This window comes from Jiangella muralis, assembly GCF_001270745.1.
Classification (GTDB): Bacteria; Actinomycetota; Actinomycetes; order Jiangellales; family Jiangellaceae; genus Jiangella; species Jiangella muralis.
In genome coordinates this window covers 39,946-51,410 of the sequence record NZ_LFXL01000040.1, presented here as the reverse complement: position 1 = coordinate 51,410, position 11,465 = coordinate 39,946, and the positions used below count along the sequence as shown (strand labels likewise).

Here is an 11,465-nt window from a genome sequence, read left to right as displayed (position 1 = left end):
CCTCAGGCCGGGGCCGCGTCACGCCAGGGCACGGCCTCGGCCACCAGCGCCCTGGCCCGCAGCAGCTCGCGCGGCGAGCGCCAGCCGAGCACGCCGGTCACGCGCTCGCCACGCCCGTAGAGGGCGACGAACCGCCGCTCCTCCGGCGAGCCGCTGGCCACGGCGAACCGGTCCGCCCCGGCCAAGCGCCCGTACGCCTGGATCTTGGTGTCGTACTGGTCGCTCCAGAAGTACGGGACCGGCCGGTACGGCTCGTCGCCGCCGAGCACTCCCCGCGCCGCTGCCATCGCCTGCTCGGTGGCGTTGGTGCGGTGCTCGACCCGGATGCTCTCGCCCAGTTCCGGGTGGAACCACCGGGCGACGTCGCCGGCGGCGAACACGCCGGGGGCCGCCCGGCACGACGCGTCGCAGCTCACGCCGTCGGCGAGGTCCAGCCCGCTGCCGGCCAGCCAGTCGGTCACCGGCAGGCAGCCGACGGCCACCAGCACGCAGCTCGTGGCCAGCACGGTCCCGTCGCCCAGCCTGACACCGGTGACGCGGCCGTCGTCGCTGGTCAGACCCTCGACCGTGATGCCCGTCCGCAGGTCCACGCCGTGCTCGGCGTGCAGGTCCGCGACGAGCCCCGACACGGCCGGGCCGAGCTGGCGCACCAGCGGGCCGGGCCGCGGGTCGACCAGCGTGACCGCGACGCCCAGCCCGCGCAGCGTCGCCGCCACCTCGGCGCCGAGGAAACCGGCCCCGACGACGACCACCCGGCCGGCCGCCAGCGCGGCGGCCTGGAACGCGGCGGCGTCGTCGATGGTCCGCAGGACGTGGACGCCGCGCAGCCGGGCGGCGCCCGGCAGCGTCCGGGGCCGGACGCCGGTGGCGATCAGCAGCGCGTCGTACGGCAGTTCGTCGCCGTTCACCCGCACCGTCCGGCGGGCCAGGTCGGCCGCGGTCGCCGGCGCGCCCAGCCGGCGAGTGATCCGCAGCTCGTCGTACCGGTGCCCGGCCAGCAGCTCGAGCCGGGCCGGCTCCCACGTGCCGGCCAGGAGCTGCTTCGACAGCGGCGGCCGGTCGTAGGGTGGGTGCGCTTCCGCGCCGACCAGCGTGAGGTCGCCGTCGAACCCGTCGGCCCGCAGCGACTCCGCGGCGGTCAGCCCGGCGGCGCCGGCGCCGACGACGACCACGCGGCGGACCGCGGTGGTCACGTGTCATCCACGACGATCGCCCGGGCGGGGCAGAGCCGGGCCGCCAGCCGGATGTCGTCGGCCAGCCCGGGCGCCGGGTCGCCGTCCAGCACGACCACCAGCCCGTCGTCGTCCTGGTCGAACACGTCCGGTGCGGCCATGACGCACTGCCCGCCGCCGACGCACTGGTCGATCTCCACGACGATCCTCATCGGCCCTCCCCTTCGGCCGCGTCCCAGGTGAGCGGCAGTGCCGCCAGGCTCAGGAAGGCGTATTCCCTGATCTCCAGCGCATCCGGGTCGCCGGCGAACCGCAGCGACGGGATGCGCCGGCCCAGCGTCTCGACGACGGTCTGCAGCTCGACCCGGGCCAGCGGCTGGCCGAGGCACTGGTGCACCCCGTAGCCGAAGGCGACGTGGTGCCGGGCCTCGCGATGGAGGTCGAACGTCGCGGCGTCCGGGAACGCGGCGTCGTCGCGGTTGGCGCCGGCGACCGCGGCGATCCCCCCATCGCCGGCCTCGAGCCGCTGTCCGGCGATGTCGATCGGCTCGACGACCACACGGGTGGGCGAGATGTGGAAGATGCTGATGTAGCGCAGCAGCTCCTCCACGGCCGCCGGCACCAGCGACGGGTCGGCCCGCAGCTCGCGCAGCTGCTCGGGATGGCGCAGCAGCGTCGCGATGCCGAGCCCGATCATGTTCGTCGTCGTCTCGTGGCCCGCGGTGATGAGCAGCCGCACCGCCGCGACCAGCTCCTCCCGGCTGATCGTGTCGCCGCCGAGCTGGTCGGCCACCAGCCTGCTGACCAGGTCGTCGGCCGGCTCCCGCTGCTTCCGGGTGATCAGCTCGTCGGCGTAGGCGAGCATCTCGTTCGTCGCCCGGATCACGTTCTCGGGCGACGTGGTGAGGGTGTTCCGTTCGTGGTCGAGAGCCTGGAACCGCGCCCGGTCGGCCAGCGGCATGCCCAGGACGTGGCAGATGGTCCGGGCCGGCACCTCGCCGGCCAGCGCGGCGACGAAGTCGGCCGGCGGCCCGGCGGCGAGGAGGTCGGTGACGAGATCGTCGACGATCCGCTGGACCACGGGACGGAGCGCCTCGATCCGCTTGACCGCGAAGTACTTGGTGAAGACGCGGCGCAGCCGGGTGTGGTCGGGCGGGTCCATGCCGACGAACGTCGTCTTGCCGGATCGCTCCAGCGCCTCCCGTCCGGGCGTCGGGAACGGGAACCCCTCACGACGGCGGTCCACGCTGATCCGCGGGTCGCCGAGCAGCGAGCGCACCTGCTCGTAGTTCGTGACCAGCCACGCGGTGCGGCCGTCCCACAGCCGCACCCGGGCCAGCCCGCCGGCGTCGCGCACGGCGGCGTAGCCGGGTGGAGGGTCGAACGGCGTCGGCCGCGTCATCGGAAAGGCGGGCAGTGCGTCGGACAGGTCGGTCACGGTGTCACCTCATCGATCGATCGGACGGCGACGTCCGGGTTGAGCAGCCGCGGCCGGCTGCCGTGGCGGACGAAGTCGAGGGCCAGCCGCGCCGCGGTGCGACCGAGCTGTTCCTCGGAGCCCTGGGAGTACCAGGCGACATGGGGGGTGACGACGACGTCGTCGCGGCCGAGCAGCGACCGGTGCGCCGCGACGTCGGGCTCGCCCTCGAGGACGTCCAGCCCGGCGGCGCCGGCCAGCCCGGCGGCCAGCGCGTCGACCAGCGCCCGGGTGTCCACCAGGCCGCCGCGGGCGGTGTTGACGATCACCGGCGTCCGTCGCATGCGGGCGAAGGCCGCGCGGTCGAGGAGGTGGTAGGTCTCCGGCGTGAGCGGCGTGTGCAGGCTGATCACGTCGCTGGTCGCCAGCAGCTCGTCCAGGGTGACCGCGGTCGCGCCGCGCCGGGCGACGGCGTCCGGGCCGATCAGCGGGTCGTGGGCGACGACCTCCAGGCCGAACCCCCGGGCCCGCTGCGCCACGGCGGTGCCGATGCGGCCGAGCCCGATGATGCCGAGCCGCCGGCCGTGCACCCGGGGGACCGGGATGTGCCGGACGGCCCGCCAGCCCCCATGCGCCTCGGCGGTGAAGTGGCCGAGCCTGCGGATGGCGGCCAGCATCAGCAGCATCGTGTGGTCGGCCACCTCGTTCGTCCCGTAGTCGACGACGTTGGTGACCATGATCCCGAGCCGGGTCGCGGCCGGCAGGTCGATCTTGTCGAACCCCACGCCGCCTCGGACGACCAGGCGCAACCGCGGTAGCGACCCGAGCAGCTCGGCCGTGACCCAGTCGCCGCCGACGACCAGCGCCTCGGCCGCGGCGGCGCGGGCGAGGGCGGCGGCGTCGAGTGCCTCGGGCAGCAGCAGGTACGGCGCCGCCTCCTCGTCGAGGGTGCGGGTGGTGGCGGGCAGGAATGGCGAGGCCGCCGCCCACACCGCGATGGTCGCCGGCGCCGTCATGCCGCCTCCAGCCAGCCGGGGTGGCGGTCACGCAGCGCGGCCAGGAACGCCTCGTAGGCGTCGTCGGAGGCGCCCTGGTAGGGCGGCAGCAGCGCGAGCGGGAACCGCGGGTCGCGCACCTTGGCGAAGATCTTGTCGAACGCGCCGTCCATGTGCGGGCCCGGCCCGACCGCCCGGCGCAGCTCGGCGCTCAGGTCGAGCAGTTCGGCGCAGGTCGCCATCAGCGCTGTGGCGTCGCGGGCGACGCCGGCGTCGAAGTAGGCGCGGGCCAGACTGGGACGCACCGACGCGATCGACACCAGGAAGCCGGCCGGGCCCACCAGGCTCGCGTAGCTGTACGTGGCCTCGGTGAAGAAGTGCCGCAGCTGCGGCGCCCGGGCGAACAGGCCGTGCACGGTCGCGTAGTCGGCCCGGGTGTGCTTGACGGCCACCAGGTTCGGGTGCTCGGCGGCCAGCGTCGCGTAGTCGTCGGGGGTGAGCATCCGGCCGGACCGGCCCAGGTTGTAGTGCAGGAACGCCGCCTCCGGGAAGCGTCCGCAGGTCGCGGCGAAGAACGCGGCCAGCTCGGCGTCGTTGAGCGCGCCCCAGGACGGCAGCGACAGCTGGAACGACCGGATCCCGCGGGCGACGCACCGCTCGATCCGGCCGATCACCGTCGGCAGCGACGGGCTGATCAGCCCGACCATCGGGTCGACGCCGTGCCGCCGCGCCTCGTCGGCGAACACGTCCACGACCCGGTCGAACCGCTGCTCGTCGACCGCGTAGCCCTCGCCGGCCGTGCCGAAGACGTACAGGTCGCGCAGCCCGTGCGCCGCCAGGTCGGCGATGCTGTCGCGGAACAGCGGCTCCACCAGGGCGCCGGTGGCGTCCCACGGCACGCAGCAGGCGGCGAGGACGGTGCGCGGGCCGCGCGCGGGGTCGGTCATCAGGCGGTCACGATCCCGTCGATCCAGGTGGCGGACAGTTCGGCGGCACCGACGGGCGTCGTGTGCCCGCGCGGCTCGGAGAGCACGTGCAGCGCCACCTCGCTCGGCACGCTGCGCGCCAGGGTGACGTCGTCGTGGTACGAGACGCCCGCCGCGGCGACGGCGCCGTAGATCAGCACGTCCATCGTGGCCGTGCCGGTCGGCGCGACCGCGCTGACGGAGGTCTCTTCCCAGGTACTGCTGGCCGCCGGCGCGACGAACTGGTTGGCGATGCGGGAGCCGGCCGCGTTGAAGAACTCCAGGAACATCGTGGCGGGCGCGCCGGACTCGGTGTACACCCAGCTGGTCGCGGTGTACTGCGAGCCGGGCTCGGCCGGCAGCCGTGGCGTGCGCACCCCGACCGCGGTGCCGCTCGCGTTCTCGACCCGCAGGCTGCGGGTCCCGGTGTGCGCCTGCGCCGTGCTGGGACCGGCGGTCTGCGTCTTGGGCAGCGGGTCCAGAGTCCACGGCTGCGGCCAGCCGCCGACGAGGTCCTCGAACGACGGGTTCACGACGTCGGCCACGGGGAGCCCGGTCACCGCGGCCGCGCTCAGCGCCCGGGCGACGTCGATCGCGGCGTCGGTGCCGACCCGGACGTCCCGGTCGCCGATGACGATGAAGACCGGCCGCCCGGTGAGCGGTGCGACGTGCGCGCCCAGGCTCAGCTCGTCGACGAACGGCACCGACGCGGCGATCTCGAACTCCCGCAGCTGGCGCAGGTCCGTCACCGGGGCGTACCCCACGCCGCAGGCCACCCGCGGGTCGAAGGCGGCGTACCGCAGCGCCAGGAAGCCGCCGCGGGAGGTCCCGGCGACGGCGATGCGGTCCGGGTCGACCAGGTCCTCGTCGATGAGGTGGTCGAGCACCTCGGACATCCTGGCGTTGAAGTCGGCGACGAAGTCGTGCTCGTCCGCCGCCAACTCAGCCCAGCCCGGCAGCCCTTCCGACCGGCCCGGATACAGGTGGGTGCCGTGACAGGGCGGGTCGATGGACACGCAGAGATAGTTCGCCGGCGGCTCGACCAGGATCGCCCCGGCCTGCAGGTGGCTGGTGGTGAGCGCCTGCTCGATCGTCAGGGACAGGATGACCAGCGTGGGCGCGGGCGACGACGGGATGGTGCCCCACAGGCCGTACGGCACGCCGCCCGGCGTGGTCCCGTGGACGATCGAGTATGACGACGGCGCCGCCGCCCGGGCGGGTGCGGCCAGGGCTCCGGCCGCACCGACTGTCACGAACGACGCCGCCGTGCCTTTGAGCACCGTGCGCCGGGAGAAACTGGTCATCGTCGGTTCTCCTTCACTGGTCACGGCAGGACGAGGTAGATCGCGCTGAGCTTGATGGTCGTGTTCGCGGTGCCGGCGAAGACGCCGCGGATCCGGATCCGCTCCGGCGGCGCCGCCGTCCCCGGCCACGTGACCGGCGTGCGGAACCCGTCGGTCGCGACCACCGCGGTGTCCGTCCCCGAGTAGCCGGCCAACGGCGTGAGATTGTCGTCGAGCACCTCCAGCCGCAGGGTCGCGTCCGGGCCGAGCCCCTCGACGTTGACGAACGCGTCCGGCGCCGCGGCCTGGCTGCCGATGTCGATCGGCGCGGTCAGGAACTCGCTGGTGATCTCGGGCAGCTGGTAGTCCCCGGACCCCTTGGCGCGCAGGTCGACCACGAGGTCGCCGAACCGGTCCTTCGGCAGCACGGCGATGCCGACGCCGCCCCGCCCGGCGCGCGGCTCCGGGTCGTCGCTGGTGCGCGGGTCCCAGGCGCCGTAGTAGACGAACGTCTCGTCGCCGACGTGCTCGAACCCCTGGCCCTGCAGCAGGCCGCCGGCGTCCCAGTCGACCGGCACCACGGTGATGTCGTCGTGGTAGGACACCCCGGCCGCGGCCGTCGTGCCCCAGACCATGACGTCGAGGGTCTGCGTCCCGGGCGGCGCCGTCGCGGTCACCGAGACCTGCTGCCAGGTCCCGCCCGCGGCCGGCTGGACGAACTGCGAGCCGATCCGGGTGCCGGCGGCGTTGAAGAACTCCAGGTACAGCTGCGACGGGGTGCCGCTCTCGGTCAGCACCCACATCGACGCCGTGTACGGCACGCCGGGCTGGGCCGGCAGCCGCGCCGAGCGCACGCCGATGGGCGTCCCGGCGACGTTCTGCACCCGCAGGCTCCGGGCGCCGGTGTGCGTCTGCGCGGTGCTGCTCGACGCGGTCTGGCCACGCGGCGGCGGGTCCAGGGTCCACCCCACCGGCCAGCCACCGGCGAGGTCCTCGAACGACGGGTTGCCGACCGTGACCGGCGGGGCCAGCCCGCCGCGCTCCAGGAAGGTGACCTCGTGCGCCGGCTCGCGGAAGTTCACGCCGTCGTTGCTGATGACGAAGCCGAGGTCGATGCTGACGTCGTCCCAGTCGGCGGCGCCGTGCCAGCGGCCGACGGTGCCGATCAGCACGTTGCCCCGGTTCCAGACGCTGATGCCCTCGTGCTGCTGCTCACCCTCGAGGCTCCGCCCGGCGCCGAGCAGCGTGTGCTGCTCGGTGCGGGCGAAGCTCATGACGTTCGTCTGCGACCAGGTGACGAAGTCGCCGGAGATCCAGCCGCGGCCCACGCGCCCGTGGTACGGCCGCACCGACGGGTTCCCGTTCTGCCCGGACAGGTGGTAGTTCCCCTCCCACGTGTACAGGCCGCCGACCGGTTCGGCGTGCAGCGCCGGCAGCACCAGGTCGCCCGGCTCGAGCGTGAAGTCCACCGGGGTGATGCCGGTCAGCGACGTCCAGTCGAGGCCGTCCGGGCTGCCGAACAGCGCCAGCGTGCCGTGGTTGTTGCCCCGGTTGTCCCAGTAGACGTGCGCCGCCAGCTTGTAGCGCAGGTCCGGATCGGGGTCGTCGGGCTCGTAGAGGACCTTGACGTTCTGCACCCCGACGCCGGGGGTCATGCGCACCAGGTTGTTGGCGGTGCTGCCGCGGTAGGTCACCAGCCCGAGGTCCGGCTTCGTCCAGGTGACGCCGTCGGTGCTCTCGGCGTAGGCGACCTTCCACCACTCGGGCCGGCCGCCGAACTCGTCCCGCTCGTCGCCCACCGCCGTGTACCACATGCGGTAGGTGCTGCCGATCTTGATCACCGAGCCGTAGAACTGCGCGGCCCACGAGTCGGGCTCGCCCGGCCCGCCGCGCGGGACGACCGGGTTGGCCGGGTGCTTCGACGGCGTGCGCAGCTCCACCTTCAGGTTCTGCACGAACGGAATGGACACCTGGTCGAACGCGAAGATCGTGATCTCGCCGCTCGGCACGGACGTGGCCGCCACCTCGGCGGCGCCGGCGGACCGGACGCCGGCCAGCGCGAGGCCGCCGGCCGCGGCACCGGCGAGCCCGGCCCGCCGGGTGAATCGCACGGACTCCATCCCGGCCCCCTCAGTCGACGTAGATCGCGCTGAGCTTGATGGAGGTGTTCTGCTCGCCGTCGAAGAAGCCGCGGATGCGGACCTTCTCCGGGAGCCGGCCGCGTCCCCAGGAGAGCGGCGCGCGGAACCCGTCGGTGGCCACGACCGCCGCGTCGGCGCCGGAGTAGCCGGGGATCGGGGTGAAGTCGTGCTCCAGCAGCTCGAACCGCAGCGTCGCGCCGTCGCCCAGGCCCTCGGCGTTGACGTGGAACTTCGGCCGCCGGTGCCGCGCGCCCAGCACGATCGTCGCGGTGATGAACTCGCTGGTGACCTCGGGAATCTGGTAGTCGCCGGATCCCTCGCCGCGCAGGTCGACCGTGAGGTCGCCGAACCGGTCCTTCGGCAGCACGGCGATGCCGACGCCGCCGCGCGGCGGCAGCGGGACGCCGGGGATGTTCACCCGCGGGTCCCAGGCGCCGTAGTAGACGAACGTCTCGTCGCCAACGTTCTCGAAGCCCTGGCCCTGGATGACGCCGCCGCGGTCCCACTCGGGCTCGCCCTCGCCGGCGCCGGGCCGGCTGACGGCGACGTCGTCGTGGAAGGAGACCCCGACCGCCGCCGTGGAGCCGTAGATCATGACGTCGAGGGTGGCGGTGCCGGCCGGCGCGGTGGCGCTCAGCGTCACCTCGGCCCAGTCGGCGGACGGCTCGGGCTGGACGAAGTGGTTCGCCAGCCGCCGGCCGCCGTCGTCGTAGAAGTCCACGTACAGCTGGGCGGGGGTGCCGGACTCGGTGAGCGCCCACATCGACGCGGTGTACTCGACGCCCTCGGCGGCCGGCAGCTTGGGCGTACGCACGCCGATGGACGTCCCGGCGACGTTCTCGACCCGCAGGCTGGTGCTGCCGGTGCGGGCCCGGCCGGTGCTCGCGGCCGCGGTCTGGCCGCGGTTGGCGTCGAGCGTCCACGGTGTCGGCCAGCCGTCGCCGTCGAGCGTCTCGAATGACGCGTTCGCGACGAGCTCGGCCGGTGCGCCGTCGCCGCCACGCGGGATGAACGTCCACTCGTGCGCCGGCTCGCGGAATGCCATGCCGTCGTTGCTGACCAGGAAGCCGAGGTCGATGGTGACGTTCTGCCAGCTCATGTCGCCGTGCCAGCGGCCGACCACGCCGAGCAGGACGTTGCCGCGGTTCCACACGCTGACGCCCTCGTGCTGCTGCTCGCCGTCGAGGCTGCGGCCGGGACCGAGGAGCGTGTGCTGCTGGTGCCGGATCCAGGTCAGCGTGCTGGTCTGCTGCCAGGTCGTGAAGTCGCCGGACTCCCAGGTGCGCCCGGCCCGGCCGTGGATCGGCCGCACCGCGCCGATGCCGTTCTGGCCGCTGGCGTAGTAGGTGCCCTTCCAGTTGTAGAGCCCGCCGACCGGCTCGGCGTGGAAGGCCGGCAGCAGCAGCTCGTCGGGCACCATCTCGGCCTCGACCGGCGCGATGTCGGTGAGCGACGTCCACGTCAGGCCGTCCGGGCTGGCGTAGACCGCGAGCGTCCCGTGCCGGTTGCCCTTGTTCTGCCAGTAGACGTGGCAGCCCATCTTGTAGCGGCGGCTCGGGTCGTCGTCGGGCTCGTACAGGACCTTGAGGTTGAGCACGCCGATCGGCGGGTCCATCCGGACCAGGTTGTTGTGCGTGCTGCCGCGGAACTCGACCAGGCCGAGGTCGGGCTTGGTCCAGGTGACGCCGTCGGTGCTCTCGGCGTACGCCACCCGCCACAGCGCGGACGTGCTGCCGCCGGTGTGCTCCGCGCGCTCCTCCGCGCTGACGGCGCAGTACCACATGCGGTACACGTCGCCGACCTTGATGACCGAGCCGTAGAACTGCACCGCCCAGGAGTCCGGCGCACCGGCCTCGCCGCGCGGGACGACCGGGTTGGCCGGATGCTTGACGGGGTCGCGCATCTCCAGCTTGAGGTTCTGCACCGACGGGATGGACACCTGGTCGAACGCGAAGAGCGTCAGTTCGTCCAGGTCGTCGGTCCAGTGCACCTCTGTCGCCGACGCGGCCGTACCGGTGAGGGTCCCGGCGCCGGCCAGGGTGAGACCGCCCGCCACCGCCCCGGCCAGCCCTGCGCGCCGGGAGAACCTGATCTCGTCCATCGACTGTCTCCTGTTCGTCGAACCGGACATCGCGGAAAGGTGGGCATGAGAATTCATGGAAGCTGATTCCATGTCAAGGGTGGCCGTGCCGCTCGACAGCGCCGACGGCGGTCAGCGGGCGGCTGATTCCGACCTTGACATGGCACCGGATTCCATATCTGATGGCGGCATGCGCATCACCGAGGTCAGCCCGGTCCTGCTCACCGGGCCGTCGAGCAACGATCCGTGGATCACCTTCGCCAAGCGCACCCGCACGGCCGGGTTCGTCGAGCTGCGCACCGATGCCGGGCTGACGGGCGTGGGCGAGACGTACGCGGGCTACTTCGCGCCCGAGCTGATCGGCCCGGTGGTCGACTACGTCCGCCCGATCCTGCTCGCCGCCGAGACCCTCGATCCGCGCGCGCTCACCGCCCGCATGCGGCAGAGCCTGGCCTACTTCGCCCGGGTGGGCGTCGGCGCGGCGGTCATCTCCGGCGTCGAGGCGGCGCTGTGGGACCTCGCCGGGAAGGCCGAGGGCGTCCCGGTGCACCAGCTGCTCGGCGGCGCCCGCTACGACCGGCTGCCCGCCTACGCCACCGGCGGGCCGTCGCCGTGGCCGCCCGACCAGCTCACCCGCAAGGTCGACCGGTACCTCGAGCTCGGCTTCACCGCGGTGAAGGTCGCCTCCGGCTACCTCGACATGGCCGAGCGGCGCCCCGTCCCGGCGCCGGGCGGCCCCGAGGGCGCGGCGCAGGTCGAGGTGGAGAAGCTGGAGCTGCTGCGCGCCCACGCCGGCAAGGACGTCGCCATCATGCTCGACGGTCACATGGGCCACCGCGACGGCACCGCCCGCTGGGACCTCGCGACCGCGACGGCCGTGCTCACCGCGCTCGAACCCTACGACCTGACGTTCTTCGAGGAGCCACTCGCGTACCGCGACCCGGACGAGTACGCCGAGCTGACCCGGGTGTCGCCCATCCCGGTGGCCGGCGGCGAGCAGCTGAGCAGCTACGACGAGTTCCGGCTCTGGCTGGTCCGCGATGCGTTCGCGGTGGCGCAGCCGGACGCGTCCTGGCTCGGGCTGTCCGAGTTCGTCGACGTCGGCCGGCTCGCCGCCGAGCGCGGGGCGAGCGTCGCCTCGCACGCCTGGAGCGCCGGTGTGGGCGTCATGCAGAACGTGCACGCGGCGTTCGCGTCGCCGTCGGCCCTGATCGTCGAGATCCCGCCGGACGCCGGTGAGCTGCACACGCTGCTCTGGGGCGACAACCTGGTCATCGAGGACGGCCACGTGCTGCCGCCGCAGGCGCCCGGGCTGGGCGTCGACCTCAGCGACGACGTCAAGGCGCGCTTCCCGTTCCGGCCCGGCATGGAGGAGTTCTCCAGCGTCCCCGGCAAGCAGCTGCGGAGCTGAG

The 11,465-nt window shown here is 73.6% G+C and carries 9 protein-coding genes; 1 reads left to right on the top strand and 8 read right to left on the bottom strand.

All coding sequences use genetic code 11. The annotated features are described in order from the left end of the window. Positions 1 to 2 precede the first annotated feature (2 nt). From ACW62_RS27955 to ACW62_RS27920, 8 genes are read right to left on the bottom strand one after another with little or no spacing between them, the layout of a single operon-like run. A complete protein-coding gene (locus tag ACW62_RS27955; protein ID WP_157575034.1) occupies positions 3 to 1,193 on the bottom strand; it encodes an NAD(P)/FAD-dependent oxidoreductase in 1,191 nt (396 codons plus the stop codon). Further along, the gene (locus ACW62_RS27950) at positions 1,190 to 1,384 is read right to left on the bottom strand and encodes a ferredoxin (protein WP_053207409.1); all 195 of its coding nucleotides are present in this window, start codon (positions 1,382 to 1,384) and stop codon (positions 1,190 to 1,192) included. Before ACW62_RS27950 ends, ACW62_RS27955 begins: the two co-directional genes overlap by 4 nt. After that, positions 1,381 to 2,610 (bottom strand): cytochrome P450, encoded by a 1,230-nt coding sequence (locus tag ACW62_RS27945; protein WP_053207408.1) that lies wholly within the window; start codon positions 2,608 to 2,610, stop codon positions 1,381 to 1,383. The genes ACW62_RS27950 and ACW62_RS27945 overlap by 4 nt, the downstream gene beginning before the upstream one ends. Further along, complete coding sequence (locus ACW62_RS27940; RefSeq protein WP_053207407.1) at positions 2,607 to 3,605, bottom strand: C-terminal binding protein; 999 nt, start codon at positions 3,603 to 3,605, stop codon at positions 2,607 to 2,609. Before ACW62_RS27940 ends, ACW62_RS27945 begins: the two co-directional genes overlap by 4 nt. After that, the gene (locus tag ACW62_RS27935; RefSeq protein ID WP_053207406.1) at positions 3,602 to 4,531 is read right to left on the bottom strand and encodes a dihydrodipicolinate synthase family protein; all 930 of its coding nucleotides are present in this window, start codon (positions 4,529 to 4,531) and stop codon (positions 3,602 to 3,604) included. Before ACW62_RS27935 ends, ACW62_RS27940 begins: the two co-directional genes overlap by 4 nt. Further along, entirely contained in the window at positions 4,531 to 5,853 is a 1,323-nt protein-coding gene (locus ACW62_RS27930; RefSeq protein ID WP_053207405.1) for a prolyl oligopeptidase family serine peptidase, read from the bottom strand. The genes ACW62_RS27935 and ACW62_RS27930 overlap by 1 nt, the downstream gene beginning before the upstream one ends. 20 nt (positions 5,854 to 5,873) lie before the next feature. Beyond that, a complete protein-coding gene (locus ACW62_RS27925; protein WP_053207404.1) occupies positions 5,874 to 7,952 on the bottom strand; it encodes a carbohydrate binding domain-containing protein in 2,079 nt (692 codons plus the stop codon). 10 nt (positions 7,953 to 7,962) lie between these two features. Then, positions 7,963 to 10,074 (bottom strand): carbohydrate binding domain-containing protein, encoded by a 2,112-nt coding sequence (locus tag ACW62_RS27920; RefSeq protein ID WP_053207403.1) that lies wholly within the window; start codon positions 10,072 to 10,074, stop codon positions 7,963 to 7,965. 169 nt (positions 10,075 to 10,243) lie between these two features. Between ACW62_RS27920 and ACW62_RS27915 the strand changes: the two genes are divergently transcribed. Then, on the top strand, positions 10,244 to 11,464 hold the full coding sequence (locus ACW62_RS27915) for a mandelate racemase/muconate lactonizing enzyme family protein (RefSeq protein WP_053207402.1): 1,221 nt from the start codon (positions 10,244 to 10,246) through the stop codon (positions 11,462 to 11,464). Position 11,465 lies beyond the last annotated feature (1 nt).

What these genes read in the sequence shown, in the direction of transcription:
- ACW62_RS27915 (WP_053207402.1), top strand. Translation starts at nt 10,244, where the DNA reads ATGCGCATCACCGAGGTCAGCCCGGTCCTGCTCACCGGGCCGTCGAGC.
- ACW62_RS27935 (WP_053207406.1), bottom strand. Translation starts at nt 4,531, where the DNA reads ATGACCGACCCCGCGCGCGGCCCGCGCACCGTCCTCGCCGCCTGCTGC.
- ACW62_RS27920 (WP_053207403.1), bottom strand. Translation starts at nt 10,074, where the DNA reads ATGGACGAGATCAGGTTCTCCCGGCGCGCAGGGCTGGCCGGGGCGGTG.
- ACW62_RS27950 (WP_053207409.1), bottom strand. Translation starts at nt 1,384, where the DNA reads ATGAGGATCGTCGTGGAGATCGACCAGTGCGTCGGCGGCGGGCAGTGC.
- ACW62_RS27925 (WP_053207404.1), bottom strand. Translation starts at nt 7,952, where the DNA reads ATGGAGTCCGTGCGATTCACCCGGCGGGCCGGGCTCGCCGGTGCCGCG.
- ACW62_RS27940 (WP_053207407.1), bottom strand. Translation starts at nt 3,605, where the DNA reads ATGACGGCGCCGGCGACCATCGCGGTGTGGGCGGCGGCCTCGCCATTC.
- ACW62_RS27930 (WP_053207405.1), bottom strand. Translation starts at nt 5,853, where the DNA reads ATGACCAGTTTCTCCCGGCGCACGGTGCTCAAAGGCACGGCGGCGTCG.